Raw genomic sequence first — 19,771 nt, 5'->3', positions numbered from 1 at the left:
GTCCCCTCGGCGTCTGCCCCTCTCATAGCGATCGCCTTCACACTTTCTTCACATTAGCTTCACCAGAGCTTCACTCACTAAGCCTATTTCTTTTTACAAGCTGTCGGTAGCTTTTAGATTCCGTTCACTGTAACTGTTTAGGTTCATCCAATTCAATAGTGGAGATTTAGTAGTGAAGAAGAATTTCAGAGGCGTAGGGCGTCAGGCGTTTACCTTGGTCGAATTGCTGGTGGTGATCGCCATCATCGGCATTCTGGTTGGATTGCTACTGCCAGCGGTCCAAGCCGCTCGTGAAGCTGCACGGCGCATGCAGTGTAGCAACAATCTCAAGCAGATTGGCTTGGCAGTACACAACTTTGAGTCTGCTTACAAGAAATTGCCACATAGCGGTCAGTGCGGTTCCACTGGTGGCACGACCACTCCTTACATGATCCATTCGACCGCAACTGTGTTGCTGCCCTTTATCGAGCAAGTTGCTGTCTACAATCTTCTCAACCATGATGCCAACCCAATCACCGCATACGGTGCTTCACCCAGTGGCGTGAACTTTGTAACTCCAACAGGCTGCTTGTTGCATCCCAAAGCTCGCGGTTTGGCTTACGACGATCCGGCTTGGCCCAGTGGGCAAGTTGCGGCCAAGACTCAGATTTCAAGCTACGTTTGTCCATCGACGCCGATTCAAGGTGCATCCCGCGATCCGCAAGGTTATGGCGGATGGGATTACATGTTCATCGACCTGACCGACATTATGGAAACAGTCGGCGACCCGCTATACGGTGCGCGAACTGTTCCGACCGGCGGTCCGGCATGGTTGGGTCAGGTACGCGGTGGGATGCTCGACTGCAATGGCGGTGGGATTGGCCGCGTAACTGACGGTACTTCCAATACGATTCTGTGCATTGAAGATGCTGGTCGCGCGCATCCAAGCGTCGCAATTTTTGGCGCACTTTCGGCACGAAACACCCCGGTCAGCGGCGCCGCCGATCCACTACCAATGATGACCGGTCCCAATGGTCGACGCATGTACGCCTGGGCCGATGCTGACGCCGTAACCAACGGATTCTCTGGTCCGAGCAACGCAATTGCTCCGGGAAACCGATTAGCCAAGCTGAACAACTACAAGACTCCCAACGGTGGCCCTGCTGAGTGCCGTTGGTCGGTAAACAATTGCGGCGTGAATGATGAGCCATTTTCTTGGCACACCGGTGGTGTGAACGCCGCCATGGGTGATGGTTCCGTACGTTTCATGTCCGACTCTACCGACGGCATCATCCTGAAGTGGATGAGCGGTGCAGCAGACGGCAACGTTGTACCGCAAGACTAGTTACTGGAGAGCGTGCATAATGAACAGCAGTCTGATTCGAATTTGTTTGATGGCGCTGGCTGCGTTGGCGGCTGGCTGCGGCCCTGGAGCGGTACCGCTGGATGCACCCGTTAGCGTTAACGGCAAAGTTGTCGATGCCGGAGGCAAGCCAGTTGGTAACGTTACCCTGAATCTTCAACCGCTCGAGAATGGGTACGAGAAGAAAATCGAAGTAAAACCCGACGGTACGTTTACTACAGAAACGCAGTCGGGCAAATATGCATACTACTTCACACCCAAAAGCGGAACGAAGACCGTGCCTGCACCAGCCACCAAGTTTGTTGAAGCCAGCATGGAACGAACTGTGCAGATCGCAAGTGGACAAGCGGTGGAGATCAGCTTGCAGTAGCTTTCTGCTTAAAGTGAATCGTTAACACGCGGAGCAACTGCGGTCGACATCGGCTGCAGTTGCTCTTTTCTTTTTGATCCGAGCGAACGACCTTGAGCGTGGAAAGAAAGTTTGTGCGACATCAGCCCAGCCAGGCTAAAGCACCAGTGCGGCTACGGCACCAGTTTTTTAACGCTTCCTACACCGGCGATGCTCTGCGAGACTTTCGGATCGCCCAAGTAGCTGACACTTCCACTGCCGGCCACGTTGACTTTTAAGTTCTCTAACGCATTCACCTCCGCTGACCCACTCCCGGCGATTTCGATATCAATATCGCGAGCTGCCAGCTCGGTGGCATGCAGCTTTCCACTGCCAGCTATGTCGATCGTTAACTTGTCGATTTTGCCACTACATGTAACTTCGTTGCTCCCAGCCGCCTCCAGGGAGAGCGAGCCGGCCTCTTGCAAACCAGTCACGGTCGTGGTCGTAGCGCCAGCCAACTCTAAGGCATTTAGTGTGGGTGCAGAGACAAAGATCCGAAAACCCTTGGTGGGATTCAGTCGCACATTATCTCTGAAGCGAATGATCAGTTCGCGCTCTTCGACTCGCGTTTCGATGTACTCTTGCAAATTGTCATCGCACTCGATCTCGCAGCCGGCTGTCTCGGCGTCGGCCTGAACCGCTAGCTCACCACTACCAGCGAATGAGACCTTATCGAAATCGCCTACTTCGCGCGCGACTTTAGTGATCGTACCCGAACCGGGCACCGTCGGTCCCAAGATCCCACAACCAGTTAGAGCCAAACAGCAAACAGCTAGCAAACGCATTTTGAGCTTTCCTCGAAAGAAGATGGTCGACGAACAGGATTGTATTCGAGCCGCCATCGGAAAGCTTGGCATAAGCGCCCAGCAGACCCTACAAGGTCAAAGAAGCAAGAGCAGTCAACAAACCGCTAGCCCGGGCGGTACCCACCCACGTATGAGGGGCCAAGGCGAATTGGCAGGCAGGAAGGTGATTGAACGGGTCACCACTAGCGGCTGTCGACTCTCTTTGTCTTTGGGGCTGAATGAAGCCCCCGAACTTCGGGATCGGGAGTGTTGGTCAGCTTCATGAGGGGCCTGAAGAACCTGACCGACGTCTCCCGACACCTCTATAGACGAGTACGGAACCGCCTTACACAAACAAACAAACGAGAAATTCGAAAAATTCTTTCCAAACCGCCCCAACGGCCACACCCACAGCACCTCAGGTAGCATAAACAAATCCGCCACTCACTAGCCTGTCCCATAACACACGTGAACTTAGGAAGTCCAGAGAATCCACGTCGACCAAGGTTGGGACGGTTTGTCCCGATCCCGATCTTAGAGCTATCGGCCGCCCTGAACCCCAGTGCGCAGCGGCTCACATCTACACGCCTGTCCCAATACGGCTGTGAATCTGCGCAATCGAGGAAGCCAAGGCAGCCTGCGCCATGCCGCTTGCAAAAATGCTAGGCTTAACCCCGGCAGATTTACCAAGAATTCTGAAAGCAGAAGTCGGTTCTGGCGCGACCGGGGGACAGAGCGGACAGTCCCGGTTTACGTCCGCACCCGCTGAGCATGGATCTTCAAACCGCACGTCTGTCCCCGGTCTCGGACGTCGGCTCGGGGACAGACCACGGGTTGTTTTGCTAGCATCACCAACCTTCGAGCGGGGACAGACGCACGTTCGCACACGCTAGCAAAAGGGCTCGGGCTGCAGTTGGAGTTTGGTTAGAATGGCAGGACTCGAGACGCAGAGTTGTCACAGTGGCAGCAGAATGGAGAGGTCATGAACTCGTTGATGAACACGTTGAGGTTGGTGCAAGAGATTGCCAAACTAGTGCGAGTCAATCTGCCTCTGGAACCCACCCTTCGTGAGTTGGCCGGGAAAGCTACGCCACTACGCCACGTCGCCGAAGACTTGGCGGAAAATTTGGCTCAAGGAAAAGCACTTCGCGATTGCCTGGCGACTAAAGATCTGCCAGCTTCAAAGATGTTAGCTGCGGCCATCGACATCGGCGGCGTATCAGGCAGGCTCGATACCAGTCTGGAAAGCTGGGCTCAGTTCGTCCTGTCACGCCACCGCCATCGCTGCGGGTTAGCGAACGCGTTGATTTATCCCATTGCGCTCACCTTGATAGCAGCCTGTTCGCTGGTCTTCTGCGTTTACACGCTGATTCCTCATTACGAGGAAGCGTTTCGCTTGTTAACTGATTTGCGCCCTACTTGGATTTCTTGGCTGACGTGGATCAGAGAATATCTGCCGCTTTTAACCGTGGTTGTGGTTCTGGCCATGATGCTGCCCCTCTGCACGGCCATCTTCCGTCGCTGGCAAAACAATCGTTGGGGCCTTCCCAAAGACCGCGTGGTGCGATTTTACGCCCAGGCGCATACTGCCAGATTGGCCAGCTTGGGTTTGATCTCTGGTCAGCCGGTTTCTGACTTGCTCACTGCCTTGAGCAATGGCGTTGGGAGCGACTCAGCTACACCAACCTTCGTCAGCCAACAACACACCTCAGAGTTACTGGGCGCAGAGACCTCGGCGATACTTGCTTCCGTACAAACCAATTCGTTGCCTAGCGCAGACGCCCCAGCGCTGTTGGACACCCTGGCTACCCAACTGCAGCTGACAGGCGACTTTGCGAGTCAGCGAGATGCGCGTTGGATTCCCATGCTCGTCTCGCTAACGGTAGGCGTTGTGGTCGCCATAAGTTACGTCGTACTCATCTACTTGCCCTGGGTCATTCTGTTCTGCTATATATCAGCACCGAAGCTCTCCTGAGCTTCGGAGAGAAAATGCCTCCACTGCTTTGATCCGATTTTGTTCGTCGCCCAGTTCTGACTGTCGGGGACCAAGGCAAGCTTACTCAGTTTCTGGATTGAATTCCGTATTCTTTGGCGACGAACAACTTAAACATGTCAGTTGATCCCCCTGATCCAAATGACAACCCTGCCCGCGATACGGACAGTCCATCGCTGCGTGCTAGTTCGCGAGAATTAGAACTGGCGGACTCAATCAATTCTGTTAATCGCGAACATTTACTGTCGCTGATCTGCGATTCTGCACGTGTTGGCCTGGTCGTGATTAACGATCAATACGAGTATCTATTTGCCAACAAAACTTACATGTCGTTCTTCCAACTCACGCCTGAGCAGATTATCGGTCTTAAAGTCCCTGATGTCTTGCCGCATGGCTGGTCGCAGATTCAACCCCATCTCCTGCGGGCCCTCGGTGGCGAAGCGGTAACCTACGAAGCCACTCTTGGCGTGCACACCAGCAGTACCGAACTTCGCTCCTATCGCGTGCTCTACCAGCCACCCAGCGAACATGGCATTGGCAAGTCCGTGGTCGTAGTCATCATCGACATTACGGAAGCCAAACGCAAAGAACAGGCCATGACAGAAAGCGAAAGTCGCTATCGCCGCCTGGTCGATGTCCTCCCCGACGCCATCTTCGTCAATACCAAAGATCGTATCACTTTCTGCAACACGGCCTGTTTGAAACTACTGGGCGCCGCTAGCCTGGATGACATTGTCGGTAGAAGTCCCTACGAAATCATTCATTCAAGCTACCATGAAATCATCAAGCAACGCATCGAATACATGCGTTCAACAGGCAAACCCGTTAGCGGCATTCGTCAACGAGTCATTCGTTTAGATGGCCAGCAAGTCGCAGTCAATGTCGTGGCCACACCGGTTACCACCGACGGCGAACAAAATATTCTCGTTTGTATGCATGACCTTAGCGAACAAGAACAAATTGCCGACCAGTTACAGTCTGTTCTTGGAAGCGTCAAGGACGCCATCATCTTGATCAACGAGAAGGGCATTATCTTGCTAGCCAATGAAGCTTCCCGCGAGATTCTCGACTATGCACCCGACGAACTAATCGGCCAGCCTATCGAAACTCTCATGCCCGAACCCTATCGCCACGAACACCCCAGCTACATTAGCGCCTACCTCAACACGGGGCAGGCCAAAATCATTGGCATCGGCCGCGAACTGCAAGCCATGCGCAAAGATGGCACCATCTTTCCGATTGAATTGACCATCTCGGAGTTTAACTGGAAGGATCAGCGGCATTTCACTGGCGTCATTCGCGATATTACCAAACGCAAACGTCTGGAAGCTCAATTTCAACAGTCGCAAAAAATGGAAGCGGTCGGAAGGTTGGCCGGTGGTGTCGCACACGACTTCAATAACTTACTAACCGTCATCAACGGCTACAGCGAACTAATCGCCTGCCAACTTTCCGCCGACAATCCGCTCTTGGAATCGATTCAAGCCATTCAGGAGGCCGGCCAGCGAGCCGCCAGATTGACAAAGCAACTGCTCACCTTCAGTCGCAAGGCTGAAGCAATTCCCACCACCCTCGATCTGAACTGTCTGATTGCAGAGTCGGTCAAAATGCTCAGACGTATGATTGGCGAAGACATCAAACTCATTATCCAGCCCGGTCACGATCTCGCCCCAGTTCGCGCCGACGCCGGACAGATGGAACAAGTCCTGATGAACTTGCTCGTCAATGCGCGCGATGCCATGCCCAGTGGTGGCACGCTAACGATCACCACGCAAAACGCCTACCGGTCTGATGATGCGGCAGGTCCTAATCGCCCAACCAATTTTGTGGAACTGACGATTGCCGACACCGGCCACGGCATGCCACCAGGGATGGCTAGCAAGATTTTTGAACCCTTTTTTACTACCAAAGAAGTTGGCAGTGGTACTGGACTTGGCCTGGCGGTAGTGCACGGCATCGTTGATCAAACGGGAGGGCACATCGAAGTAGACAGCCTATCCGGCCATGGCACGACCTTTCGCATCCTGCTACCTGCGGCCAAATAAAGCCGCCTGAAAGCACAGCCGGAACCTACACCCTGGCTTGTCGACCCGGGCGAGCGAATCGATAATTCAAAGGTTATCCTTCATTCGCCACGAGTAGTCGATTAAGCGCTATCAATGCCAGCCGATCAAGAATCCGATGCAGCTCGCGAGATGACTCAGTGTGCCAACTACTTGAAGGCTCTCGGCGATCCAGTCCGCTTGCAAGTTGTACGAGCATTGCGAAGTGGCCCACTGAGCGTTAGCGATATCGCCCAATTGCTCGAAGAAGACGTCGCCAAGATTTCGCATCATTTGCGAGTACTCTATCACGCTAGTTTGGTAACTACGACGCGCGACGGCAAATACATCTACTATGAACTAAACACTGAATTCCTCTCAAACCGCCCAGCCAAAAAGTTGCTCGACTTCGGTTGCTGTAAGATCGAACTGCAGCAGTAAGGAACCGCAGGTCCTCAACGATCAAAGCCAAACAACTCTTCGCCTTCGTGCCGCACCCCTCTACAAAGCGACTCGACCATCTGGGCTGCTACGGCGCCAAAGGTCATGCCGTTACCGCCGAAGCCTAAGGCGAAATAACAGCTCGGATACTCTGGCACACTACCTATATACGGAAGTCCATCTTTGGTTTTGCCAAAGGTACCAGCCCATGCAAATGCCGTTTCCCAAACCAGGTCGGGCAACAGTTGCTGGATCTTCTGCTTGATGACCTCGGCCTTCTCGTTGACGACGCGATCCCTGTGTGCTGGACTGTAAAACCGATCGTCTTCACCGCCAGCCAACAGTCGATTGTCGGAGGTAATACGCATATAGAGATAAGGATCCTTGGCTTCCCACAACATCCAGTCTTTATGCCATGGCCCCAGGTCGCGAAGTGGTTCGGAGACGAGGGCGTAAGTATTGTCCAGATCAACAATACGGCGATTCAGCAAAGTGTGAGCCTCGAAGCCCGCGGCAATAATCGCCCGTCGGGCATGAATGATCGGACCATGCTCGGTGATCAACTTCACCCCGCTCTCGCTTGCCTGGTACTGATTGACCTGCGTACGATCGTAGACTCGACCACCACCAGCCAGGGTTTGCTGGAGCAACTCGTGCGAGAACTGGTATGGGTCGCAACTTGCAGCTTGTTGGGTCGACAACGCAGCTTGACCAGGGATATGAAAACGAGCCTGTAACGCATCACGTGTGTGATATTCGACATCCAACCCAGCGCGTTTACGCGCCCGCGATTCATGAGCCAGCCGCAAGGCCGACTTGCGATCCGATGCCAGGTAAACGCTGGTTGCACGTCGATAGCCAATCTGCTCTGTTACGTTGGCGGAAATCGTTTCCAGATAATCGATCGCTTCATGGCACAGACGATACGCCCGCTCAGCTACATTCAAGCCTCGCAGCCTCGCCAGCTCAACTAAAGGTACATCTACATCGTATTGGATTAGCGCGGTACTAGCCGACGTACTACCAGTGCATGCATGTCGGCGATCGACCACAACTACGTTGCAACCCAATTGTGACAAGCGACTGGCGATCAGCGAGCCTGTGATGCCTGCTCCAACGACAACGAAATCACAATGCTCGTCGCTCTCTAGCCCTGGATAGATGTTGGTCAATCCATTGCGAATGAGCCAGAACGGTGCAGGCGATGTAAGATTCATAACAATCGAGAAGTGGCGAGACGCACTTGGTCAACTCCATCAACTCGAGATGCAAGTGGTATGCCAAAATTCTGCATGCCGTAACGCGAGCTGGGCGAACTCATGCTTCAATTGGGACCGCGTAGCCACTGCTGCCAGGCGGTGGATTGGGTCGCCACGTAAGTCCACCGTCTGGCGACGGTGGCTACCTAGCGTGAAAAGATGCGCTGTCCAACTAAGAGTCGCTATGCTTACGTCATCGTGGCCACTTGAACTGCAGTACCACTACTAACACCGTTGGATGTAATGATGGCCGTCAAACTGCCTGCATTTAACGGCTTGGTGGAGAAGGTCACCACCAACGATGTCGCCGTCGCGGATGTTACCGTTCCGAGAGCGCCATTGTTGAATACGATAGTGTTGTTGGCTGCCGTGGTACTAAAGCCAAAACCGCTTATGGTGATGGTCGAAGCCGTGCGTGCGAGACTGGAAGTGCTGGCCGTGACCACGGGTTTGACGTTGGCGACTTGAACCGCAGTGCCACTGCTTACACCATTGGTCGTGACGACTGCTGTCAGGCTGCCGGCGCTTGTCGGACGAGTGGTGAATGTAACTGTCAGCGAAGTCGCAGTCGCCGCGGTTACAGTGCCAACGGCTCCATTGTTGAAGGTAACCGTGTTGCTGCCAGGTGTTGTGCTGAAACCGGAACCGGCAATGGTAATGGTGTTAGCGTTGGCATTCAGGCTGGCTGAACTGCTGGTTACGCCCGGAACCACGGTCGCGACCTGAACTGCGGTACCGCTGCTGGTTCCGCTAACCGACACGATGGCTGTCAAGTTGCCGAGCGTCGGCTTAGTAGAGAATGTCACAACCAATTGAGTGGCTGTCGCTGATGTTACTGTGCCAACCGCTCCGTTGTTGAAGGTAACCGTGTTGTTGCCAGCTGTTGTGCTAAAGCCGGCGCCATTGATGGTTATTGTGGTCGCACCTTGAGCTGCCGTGGCTGTGCTAACGGTGACCGCAGGTATAACCGAAGCCACTTGTACAGTTGAGCCGTTGTTGACAGAGTTCGATGTAACGGTCGCAGTCAAACTACCCAGCGCGGTAGGTTTGGTGCTAAAGGTTACCGTCAAAGAGGTGGCCGTCGCGGCAGTTACCGTACCTACCGCTCCGTTGTTAAAAGTAACCAAGTTGTTGGATGGGACAGTGCTGAAACCAAGACCAGTGATGGTAATGGTGGTGGCGGCAATGGACAGGTTCGATGTGCTGCTGGTAACCACTGGAACCACGGTAGCAACCTGCGTGGCCGTGGGATTGGCTTTACCACCAGTAGTAACGATGGCAGTCAAGCTACCAGCGCTGCGAGGTTTGGTCGTGAAGGTAACGGTCAACGACGTAGCCGTGGCAGCGCTGACAGTGCCGACCGCGCCGTTGTTGAAGACGACGGTGTTACTGGCTGGCGTGGTACTGAAACCGAAACCGGCGATCGTTACGCTGGATGCACTGGCCAATAGGTTCGTGGTAGCTGAAGTCACTACCGGTCGCACGCTTGCAACTTGAACTGCTGCCCCACTACTGAAACCGCTTACTGTTACGATAGCGGTCAAGTTTCCGGCAGTTGGCTGAGCAGAGAAGGTTACCGTCAGCGAAGTAGTCGTGGCAGCGGTCACTGAGCCGACAGCTCCATTGTTGAACACCACCGTGTTATTACCGAGGGTTGTGCTAAAGCCAGAACCATTAATGACAACCGTCGTGGCATCAGCATTAATATTCGACGTGCTGACAGTGACAACGGGTGAAACAGTCGCAACTTGTACGGCTGTGCCACTACCGATCGAGTTAGTCGTTACTGTTGCCGTCAGACTGCCAATGCCGGTCGGTTTGGTCGAGAACGTTACCGTCAGCGAGGTAGCCGTGGCCGCCGTCACGCTACCGACCGCTCCATTGTTGAAAGTCACAATGTTATTGCCGGCTGTTGTACTGAAGCCGAAACCAGCAATCGTCAAGCGGTTGGCCGAAAGAGCCAGGTTGGCTGTGCTAGTGGTGATGACCGGAGCCACCGCCGCGACTTGAACTGCTGAACCGCTGGTGACACCGTTGGTGGTAATCACGGCAGTTAGACTACCAGCGTTGGTAGGTTTGGTGGTGAAGTTCACCGTCAATGAAGTGGCCGTGGCCGAAGCTACGGTACCCACGGCACCGTTGTTGAACGTGACCGAATTGTTGGCCGCGGTTGAACTGAAGCCGGAGCCATAGATTGTGATCGATGTCGAATTGGCAGGTAGATTCTCCGTACTGCCAGTGACAATCGGCGTTACGGTCGCTACCTGTACTGCCGTGCCACTGCTAACGTCGTTGGATGTCACGATTGCCGTTAGTGTTCCCGCACTGATATTTGACGAGAACGTTACTGTCATCGACGTTGAAGTAGCTGATGTTACAGTGCCTGTGACACCGTTATTGAAGGTAACAATATTGTTTTCAGCTGTCGTATCAAAACCGCGGCCAGCAATGGTCAAGGTGGTGGCACTCAAGGCCAGAGAGCTGGTGCTGGAAGTTATGATCGGTCGTCCAGTAGCAACTTGAATCGCATCACCACTGCTAACTGAATTGGACGTTACCACAGCCGTCAGATTGCCAGCAGTCGTTGGCTTCGTGCTAAAGGTCACAGTCAGCGAGATGGCAGAAGCGGCTGTTACCGTACCGACTGCACCGTTGTTGAAGACCACAGTATTGTTGCCGGCCGTGGTCGAGAATCCAAAGCCAACGATAGTTACCGTATTGGCATTAACTGCCAGGCTGGTCGTTCTAGCTGTCACCACTGGAGTGACGGTGGCTACTTGCACTGCGGCACCGGCGCTGACACCACGCGAGACCACCGTCGCCGTCAGGGAACCCGCTGATCGAGGTTTGGTGCTAAAAGTAACCGTTAGTGAAGTAGCGGTGGCAGCGGTCACCGAACCGACAGCGCCGTTGTTGAAGGTGACCGTGTTTTGGGCTGCGGTGGTGCTAAAGCCGGAACCTTGAATGGTGACGGTCGATGCATTGGCGCCTAAGTTCGCCACGCTGCTCGTAATCACAGGCTTGACATTAGCCACTTGAACCGAGGTAGCGCTAGTGGTCCCATTGGTCGTGACCGTGGCCAACAGACTGCCCGCGGTGGGTGGGGTCGTGAACGAAACTGTGAGCGTGGTGGCCGTGGCACTATCAACTGTTCCTTCCGCACCGCCGCTGAAGGTCACAGTATTGTCAGCGGCCGTAGTGCTAAAGCCCACACCGCTGATCGTCAACGTGGCTGCGTTGGCAGCCAGGCTGGCACTGTTAGCTGTTGCCACGGGTCGTACCACAGCTACCTGAACCGCGGTACCGCTGGACTTGGTACTGGTTGTAACCGTCGCGGTCAATTCGCCCATCGTCGTAGGCTTGGTTGTAAAAGTAACCGTCAACGTTGTGGATGTAGCGCTGGATACAGTACCCACGGCTCCATTGTTGAAGACGACGGAGTTATTGGCTGCCGTGGTTGAGAATCCAAAGCCAGAAATGGTCAGCGTGCTAGCGGAGGCAAGCAGCGTCGCGTTCCGGAGCGTGACAAATGGAATCACAGTTGCGACTTGTACCGCTGTGCCGCTGGATTTGGAATTGGTCGTTACGACCGCAGTCATGTTTCCGACAGAGCTGGGGCGTGTTGACAAGTTGACCGTTAGGGTCGTGGCTGTAGCGCTGGTCACTGTGCCCACAGCTCCGTTGCTGAGGGTAACTTGATTGTTGGAGGCAGTCGTGTCGAAGCCCAAACCGTTGATCGTCAGCGTAGTCAAACCGGCAGATTGATCTGTGGTACTGCTGGTAACGACTGGCTTGATCGAAGCCACTTGGACCGCGTTGCCACTGGGCATCCCCGAGGTGGTCACAATGGCCGTCAAGTTACCAGCTTTGGGCTTGGTGGAAAGCGTGACCGTTAGCGAGGTGGCAGTAGCAGCAGAGACCGTACCCACAGCACCATTGTTGAACGTAACCAAATTATTAGCGGCGGTAGTACTGAAGCCGGTACCTGCGATCGTAACCGTGGTCAGATCTGCTGCCAGAGTTGTAGTACTGGTGGTAACTCGCGGAGCAGTGGCCGCGGAAGCTGCTACCTGGGCTACTTGGACAGCAGCACCGCTGGGACGCGAATTGGAAGTCACGACTGCTGTCAAACTGCCCGTACTGGTAGGCCTGGTCGAGAACAAAACGGTCAAGGCTGTTCCGTTGGATGCAGTGACTGTTCCGACAGCACCACGATTGAATGTAACCGTGTTATTGGCAGCCACTGGATCGAAACCAAATCCATTGATGACGAGCGTTGTACCGGTCGATGCCAGGTTCGATGTACTGGTTGTCACCAGTGGATTGATCGTAGCCACTTGAACGGCAGTTGTATTGCTCTTGCCATTGGTGGTCACCGTCGCTGTCAAATTGCCGGCTTTGGGATTGGTCGTGAAGGTGACGGTTAGCGAGGTAGCGCTGGCGGAAGTGACGGTACCAGCACCACTACTGAAGGTGACCGTGTTATCACCGGCAGTCGAACTAAAGCCTTGTCCTGCGATAGTGATCGTCGTCAGGTTCGCATTTAACGAGGCAGTGCTAACGGTAATCGCAGGCTTGACACTAGCAACTTGAACGGCAGCTTCGCTGCTGGTCGAACCGTTAGTGACGATTGCCGTCAGGTTACCGGCAGTTGGTTTGGTTGAGAACGTTACCGTAATCGAGGTGGCAGTGGCACTGGTAACCGTACCTACAGCCCCGTTGTTGAGAGTGACTGTGTTGCTACCAGCCGTTGTATTAAAACCAAACCCGTTAATGACGACCGTAGTGGCTGCTGGACTGAGATCTGTAGTGCTGCTAGTCACCACAGGAATCACATTGGCGACTTGAACACCGGCGCCACTGCTCTTACTGTTGGTGGTTACACTGGCCGTTAAACTACCCATCCCAGTCGGCTTGGTCGAGAAGGTCACGGTCAGCGCCGTGCTAGTAGCGGATGTGACCGCACCCACAGCACCATTGTTGAACGTTACGGTGTTGTTGGCGGCTGTCGTATCAAAGCCCGCACCGTTGATCGTAATCGTCGTCGCGTTAGCTCCCAACGTTGATGTGCTACTGGTAACTACCGGAGTGATCGATGCCACTTGAACGGCTGAGCCATTGCTGATGCCGTTGACACTGATTTGAGCTGTCAGATTGCCAGCTTCTGGTTTGGTAGTGTAGGTGACAGTCAGAGTGGTCGATGACGCCGAACTGACTGTGCCGACCGCTCCGCTGCTGAAGGTGACCACGTTGTTGGCAGCCGTTGAATCAAAGCCAAAGCCATAGATCATCACGGTTGCTTCGTCAGCTGCGTAGCTGGTCGTACTGCTGGTGATGACGGGGATTACCGAAGCAATTTGAACTGGTGTTCCGCTGGTCTGCGAACTAGTCGTTACCACCGCAGTCAAACTGCCCGCGGTCGTTGGATTGACTGAGATCGTGACCGTCAGCTCGGTGCTGGTCGCGTTGCTGACACTGCCTACGGCACCGTTGTTAAACACAACGGTATTTTGAGAGGCGGTTGTATCAAAGCCGAATCCATTGATGGTTATGGTGCTCGCGCTAATACCCAGCGTTGCGGTACTACTGGTAACCACCGGCTTAACCGTGGCCACTTGCACTGCAATGCCGCTGGTTTCGGTATTGGTGGTAACGACGGCAGTTAGATTGCCCACGGCAGTGGGTTTGGTGGAGAAGGTAACGGTCAGCGTCGTAGCCGTGGCAGCCGTGACCGTGCCCAAGGCGCCATTGTTGAAAGCGACCGAGTTATTGGCGGCTGTTGTGCTGAAGCCAAAGCCGTTAATGGTAACAGTCGAGGAATTGATCGGCAGACTTACCGTCTTGCTGGTGACCACTGGAACGACAGTTCCGACTTGAACTGCCGAACCACTACTAACTCCATTGGTAGTTACAATCGCCGTAAGACTGCCCGCCGATGTAGGTCGCGTGGTGAGAGTTACGGTCAGTGAGGTAGCGGTGGCAGAGCTGACTGTGCCAGCTGCTCCGTTGTTGAACAGCACCGTATTGTTGGAAGCTGTCGTATCAAAGCCAGTACCGTTGATAACCAGCGTGGCAGTGTTGGCATTGACCTTCAAGCTCGAATTAGCATTGACCACGGGTACAACTTTGGCCACCTGCACCGCAGTTCCACTGCTAACACCGTTGGAGGTAACGACGGCCGTTAAGCTACCGCCACTGGTCGGCTTGGCCGTGAAGGTCACGGTGAGGCTAGTCGCGGTCGCACTGGAAACAGTACCCGCTGCTCCTTTGTTAAACGTAACCGTGTTGTTAGCATCCGTCGCATCGAACCCCACACCATCGATGGTGACGCTCGAATCCGTGGCCAAGAGATCAGCGGTGCTCAAGGTAATCGCGGGCTTGACCGACGCAACTTGGACCGCCACACCACTGGCTACCGAATTGGTAGTTACGATTGCAGTTAACTCGCCAGCCGACGTAGGTTTAGTCGAGAATACCACCGTCAACAACGTTGCCGTGGCATTGGTAACTGTACCGACCGCGCCATTGTTGAAAGTGACCAGGTTGTTACCTGGTGTCGTGCTGAATCCCAAACCACTAATCGTCAGTCCGTTGGCCGTGGCGGCTAACGCGTTGGTGCTGCTAGTGACCACTGGCACTACAGTGGCTACCTGAGTAGCGACGCCACTGGTAACGCCGCTGGTCGTAACTATGGCAGTCAGGCTGCCAGCGGAGGTTGGCTTGGTCGTTAACGTTACACTCAGCGAGGTAGAGGTGGCAGCGGAAATCGTGCCTACTGCGCCATTATTAAAGGACACAGTGTTTTGGTTGGCAGTGGAACTAAAACCTACACCGGTGATCGTCAAACTAGTGGCGCTAGCGGCCAGGTTATCTGTGATTGCAGTAACTGCCGGTGCAACGCTAGCGACTTGCACAGCAGTGCCGCTGCTGACGGCATTGGAAGAGACTGCCGCAGTCAAGCTGCCGACCGATGTCGGGCCTATCGAGAAGGTCACGGTCAAGCTGGTGGCCGATGCGCTCGTCACTAAGCCCGCAACTCCATTGTTGAACGTGACCAGGTTGTCTTCTTCGGTGCTGCTAAAGCCGAACCCATTGATGACAATCGTCGCTGCGCTGGCTGCGAGAGTGGATGTCGAAGAGGTCACAACGGGCTTGACCGTCGCAACTTGAACCTGGCTACTGGCGACACTGTTGGTGGTCACAATCGCTTTCAGTGGTCCGGCGGCAGAGGGCAACGTCGACAAGGTGACTGTCAGGGCAGTGGCTGTCGCACTGGTAACTGTACCCGCCGCACCATTATCGAAGACAACGGTGTTGTTGCCCGCTGTGGTTGAGAAGCCGGTGCCCGCGATCGTGATGGTCGTCGCATTGGCTGCCAAATCAGTTATGCTCGATGTCACTACGGGCACGACCGAAGCCACTTGCACGGCCGTTCCACTCGACTTGTTATTGCTGGTGACAACCGCGGTCAAACTGCCCGCGGTCGTTGGTTTGGTTGTAAAACTTATCGATAACGTGGTGGCAGTGGCGGCGGAAATCGTAGCCACGGCACCATTGTTGAATACTACAGAATTGTTCGCAGCAGTAGCATCGAAACCGGATCCATAAATGGTCATGGTCGAGGCATCTGCAGCCAACTGTAGACCACTATTGACATTGACCACAGGATTGACGGCAGCCACTTGAACCGCAGCACCACTGCTGTGACCATTGGTGGTAACCACCGCTGTCAAATTACCAGCGGCACTAGGTTTGTTGGCAAACGTCACAGTTAGCGCCGTGGGCGTAGCGTTAGTTACTGTACCGCTGGCACCGCCTGTGAACGTAACCGAATTGTTCTCTTCGATAGTATCAAAGCCGAAGCCATCGATCACGATGGTGGCTGCGTCGGCTGCCAGGCCAGCAGTGGATGTAGTCACCGTCGGAATCACTGTCGCCACCTGGACGGCAGCACCATTGACCACGCCGTTGGAACTGACGATAGCCTTCAGTTCGCCGGCGGTGGTAGGCTTGGTCGTTAGGCTGACTGTGAGTGAAGTGGTCGTAGCTGAAATGACAGAGCCAACTGCGCCATTGTTGAACGTGACTGCGTTATTGGCTGCGGTCGGATCGAAACCAAAACCGTCAATCGTCAGCGTCGAAGCGTTGGCTGCGAGATTATTTGTACTGCTGCTGACCACTGGTCGCACAGTGGCAACTTGAATCGCAGAACCATTATTGACGTTGTTGGTTGTTACGATAGCCTGCAAGTTACCTGAAGCAGGCATTGAGGTTAATGTCACCTCCAGCAGTGTAGGTGATGCGCTGGCCACAGTACCGACTGCGCCCGAATCAAAGACCACCGAATTGTTAGCGGCGGTGGCGTCAAATCCCATACCAACGATCAGCACACTCGCGGCGTTCGCGGCCAACTTGGCCGCGGCATTGGCGGTAACAACCGGCGCTACTGAGGCCACAACCGCTGATTGACCGACCGCTGAGTTAGTCGTAACGGTCGCGTTGAGTAAGCCGGCCGTCGTAGGCTTCGTGGTAAAGTCAACTGTTAATGAGGTATTGGTCGCTGCCGAAATGGTACCAACCGCGCCATTGTCAAACGAAATCGAGTTGCTGGCCAGCGTGGTATCAAAACCAAAACCGGCGATAATGACTGATGAATCATTGGCCGAGATAATCGAAGCCGAATTGGCCGTGATTACCGGAATGACTGTAGCGACTTGCACCGCCGTACCACCGCTGATCGTATCGGTAACCACGCTCGCACTGAGCACTCCCGCCACGGTCGGTTTCGCGGTGAATGTAACCGTCATCGAAGTATTGGTGGCCGATGTCACCAATCCTGTTGCACCATCGTCCAAGGTGACCACATTGTCGGCCGCCGTTGTATCAAAACCATAACCCGCGATGATCAGCGTCGTGGCGTTGGCCGCCAAGTCGGCTGTGCTACTGGTAATCACTGGGGTGATCGTGGCTACCTGCACCGCAGAACTGCTGCTGGCTCCATTGGTGACGACCGAAGCCGATAAGTCACCTGCGGCGGCAGGTTTGACCGAGAACGTAACGGTCAACAGTGTGGCCGTGGCGGTCGTAACCGCCCCCACTGCACCATTGTCGAAAGTGACCAGATTGTCGCCTGCGGTTGTATCAAAGCCGAAGCCCGCGATCGTGACGGTTGTTTGGTCGGCCGCCAGGTCAGCGATCGAACTGGTGATCACAGGAATGACCGTAGCCACTTGAACCAAGGAACCGCTACTAATCGAGTTGGTAGCTACGGATGCCGACAGACTGCCAGCCGTGGTGGGGTTGGCCGAAAACGTGACTAGCAAACTGGTAGGCGTAGCAGTCGTTACTGTACCGGCTGCACCGTTGTCGAAGGTGACCACATTGTTGGCAGCTGTGGTGTCAAAGCCAAAACCAAGGATGGTGACGGTGGTGGCAGACGCCGAAAGACTGGCGGTCGCGGATGTGACTTCAGGAATCACCGAAGCAACCTTAACAGCTGCAGCACTAGCTACGCCGTTAGTGGTAACGGTTGCACTCAGATCGCCTGCCAACAAAGGTTGCGTCGTAAACGTCACCGTCAAACTGGTGGCCGTTGATGCAGTGACTGTACCAACTGCTCCATTGTCAAAGGCTACCGAGTTACTTGCCGGTGAAGTACTGAAACCAAAGCCACTGATCGTTAGCGAGCTTGCACCGGCACTCAAATTGTCTGTATCGATGGTCACGACGGGTCGAACATTGGCCACCTGAACCGCCGCACCACTACTGACACCTCCCGTGCTAACACTAGCGGTCAACGCACCAGCCGCTGATGGACCAGTGCCAATGGAAACTGTAAGCGAAGTTAGCGTGGCTGCGGTTACCGTACCTACAGCGCCGTTGTTGAATGTGACCACGTTGTTACCGGGCGTAACTGCATCGAAGCCAAAGCCGTCGATCGTTAGCGTAGTAGCATCTGCATCTATTGGCGCAGTGCTAGAGGTGACTACCGGACGAACCGTGGCAATTTGAACAAAGGCACTACTGGCGTTCGTGTTGGTGGTAACAATCGCGGACAAGTTGCCGGCCGTCTCAGGCTTGGTCGAAAGCGTGATGGTCAGCAACGTCGCCGTAGCGGTATCTACCGTTCCGGCTGCGCCGTTGTCGAATACGACCGTATTGTTAGCCGCTGTGGTATCGAAGCCAAAACCGCTGATCGTCACCGTTGTGGCATCAGCAGCCAACAACGTTGTCTTGGCGGTAACTACGGGTATGACTTCAGCAACTTGGGTAGACGTGCCGACTACCGAATTGGAAGTCACCGTGGCATTCAAGTCACCTGCAGCAGTTGGTAGCGCAGTAAACGTTACTACCAACGACGTGGGTGTTGCCGAAGTAACCGTACCGGCTGCGCCATTGGTAAAGGCTACGGTATTGTTCGCTGCAGTGGGTGAAAAGCCAAAGCCATTGATGGTTATCGAAGTCGCGTTGGCATCTAAGTCGGAGGTATCGACAGTGACAACCGGCTGAATCGAAGCAACTTGCACCGCGCTGCCGTTACTGACGCTATTGGTGGTCACAACCGCCGTCAGGCTACCTGCGCTGGTAGGTGGAGTCGTTAGGTCGACAGTTAGCTGAGTGGCAGTGGCCGCGGAGATTGTGCCGACCGCACCGTTGTTAAACACAATCGAGTTGCTGGCAAGCGTGGTACTGAAACCAAATCCATCAATCGTGATCGAAGCCGCATCTGCTGCAAGGCCGGTGGTATTGGCAGTGACTACTGGCCTGACCGTGGCCACTTTAACCGGTGCGCCGCTACTGACGCTGTTGGTTTCGACCACCACTGTCAGATCGCCAGCATCGGTCGGCGGCGTGGTGATCGACACGCTGAGCGTCGTGCGAGTCGCGGTCGTCACAGTACCTTGAGCACCGTTGCTGAGCTGCAAGACGTTGTTGGCAGCGGTTGTATCAAAGCCTGAACCAATAATGGTCATCGTAGTCGCATCAGCCGCCAGCGCGGCGCTGCTGGCAGTGACCACAGGCACAATGGTAGCCACTTGCACGGCAGAACCACTATTGCCGGCGGGGGTGGTCACAATTGCCGTTAGGGGGCCGGCTTCATCAGGTGGATCGGTAAACTCCACGGTCAATTGCGTAGTAGTGGCAGCAGTGACCGTCCCGATCGCGCCGTTGTCAAACGTCACCGCCACATTGGAGACGATAGGATCAAACTCTGTGCCCGTGATGATGATCGCGGCCACATCGGGTAACAGATCACTGGTATTTTGCGTGACCGTGACCGCAAACAGATCACGTTCTTCCAGCGATTCGAAGGGAGTTCGGCGGTCCTGGCGATCGCGGCGGCGCTGGTATCGCACATCTTTGCTTGACTTGAACCAAGAAAATAGGCGCAGCTTGTCCCAGAACGACGGATTCTTTGCCACAGTAGTCTCACTCGCAATCGGTATGTACGGGTGCGGGAACAAATGCGCGACATGCGGCAATTGCACCGTGCCAGACATTACCTTCAGAGGAGGGA

General features: G+C 54.7%; 8 protein-coding genes. 5 read left to right on the top strand and 3 right to left on the bottom strand.

Going from position 1 to position 19,771, the window contains the following annotated elements:
- Positions 1-172: 172 nt before the first annotated feature.
- Positions 173-1,324 carry a DUF1559 family PulG-like putative transporter gene (locus SH573x_RS03750; protein WP_479352993.1) on the top strand — a complete coding sequence of 384 codons (1,152 nt, stop codon included), beginning with the start codon at positions 173-175 and terminating at the stop codon, positions 1,322-1,324.
- Positions 1,325-1,343: 19 nt separating this feature from the next.
- Positions 1,344-1,712 (top strand): hypothetical protein, encoded by a 369-nt coding sequence (locus tag SH573x_RS03745; protein WP_479352992.1) that lies wholly within the window; start codon positions 1,344-1,346, stop codon positions 1,710-1,712.
- Positions 1,713-1,864: 152 nt separating this feature from the next.
- On the opposite strand, the gene SH573x_RS03740 is transcribed toward SH573x_RS03745, so the two are convergent.
- Complete coding sequence (locus SH573x_RS03740; RefSeq protein WP_479352991.1) at positions 1,865-2,518, bottom strand: head GIN domain-containing protein; 654 nt, start codon at positions 2,516-2,518, stop codon at positions 1,865-1,867.
- A 982-nt stretch (positions 2,519-3,500) separates the two neighbouring features.
- Between SH573x_RS03740 and SH573x_RS03735 the strand changes: the two genes are divergently transcribed.
- The 3 genes from SH573x_RS03735 to SH573x_RS03725 all read left to right on the top strand — a co-directional run bounded on the left by SH573x_RS03735 (position 3,501) and on the right by SH573x_RS03725 (position 6,994).
- Positions 3,501-4,493: a type II secretion system F family protein gene (locus SH573x_RS03735; RefSeq protein WP_479352990.1), complete on the top strand. Its 993-nt coding sequence runs from the start codon at positions 3,501-3,503 to the stop codon at positions 4,491-4,493.
- Positions 4,494-4,627: 134 nt separating this feature from the next.
- Complete coding sequence (locus SH573x_RS03730; protein WP_479352989.1) at positions 4,628-6,556, top strand: PAS domain-containing sensor histidine kinase; 1,929 nt, start codon at positions 4,628-4,630, stop codon at positions 6,554-6,556.
- 114 nt (positions 6,557-6,670) lie between these two features.
- Positions 6,671-6,994, top strand: a complete 324-nt coding sequence (locus SH573x_RS03725; protein ID WP_479352988.1) for an ArsR/SmtB family transcription factor — start codon at positions 6,671-6,673, stop codon at positions 6,992-6,994.
- Between the two features lie 14 nt (positions 6,995-7,008).
- On the opposite strand, the gene SH573x_RS03720 is transcribed toward SH573x_RS03725, so the two are convergent.
- The gene (locus SH573x_RS03720) at positions 7,009-8,211 is read right to left on the bottom strand and encodes an NAD(P)/FAD-dependent oxidoreductase (protein WP_479352987.1); all 1,203 of its coding nucleotides are present in this window, start codon (positions 8,209-8,211) and stop codon (positions 7,009-7,011) included.
- Positions 8,212-8,441: 230 nt separating this feature from the next.
- The gene (locus SH573x_RS03715) at positions 8,442-19,676 is read right to left on the bottom strand and encodes a beta strand repeat-containing protein (protein ID WP_479352986.1); all 11,235 of its coding nucleotides are present in this window, start codon (positions 19,674-19,676) and stop codon (positions 8,442-8,444) included.
- Positions 19,677-19,771 lie beyond the last annotated feature (95 nt).

It is taken from the genome of Rania fehmarnensis (assembly GCF_056494185.1).
The sequence above is the reverse complement of the archived record's forward strand: the minus strand, read 5'-3'. Positions and strand labels throughout refer to the sequence as shown.

Coding starts and splice junctions, on each gene's coding strand:
- SH573x_RS03745 (WP_479352992.1), top strand. CDS start 1,344: ATGAACAGCAGTCTGATTCGAATTTGTTTGATGGCGCTGGCTGCGTTG.
- SH573x_RS03740 (WP_479352991.1), bottom strand. CDS start 2,518: ATGCGTTTGCTAGCTGTTTGCTGTTTGGCTCTAACTGGTTGTGGGATC.
- SH573x_RS03735 (WP_479352990.1), top strand. CDS start 3,501: ATGAACTCGTTGATGAACACGTTGAGGTTGGTGCAAGAGATTGCCAAA.
- SH573x_RS03730 (WP_479352989.1), top strand. CDS start 4,628: ATGTCAGTTGATCCCCCTGATCCAAATGACAACCCTGCCCGCGATACG.
- SH573x_RS03725 (WP_479352988.1), top strand. CDS start 6,671: ATGCCAGCCGATCAAGAATCCGATGCAGCTCGCGAGATGACTCAGTGT.
- SH573x_RS03720 (WP_479352987.1), bottom strand. CDS start 8,211: ATGAATCTTACATCGCCTGCACCGTTCTGGCTCATTCGCAATGGATTG.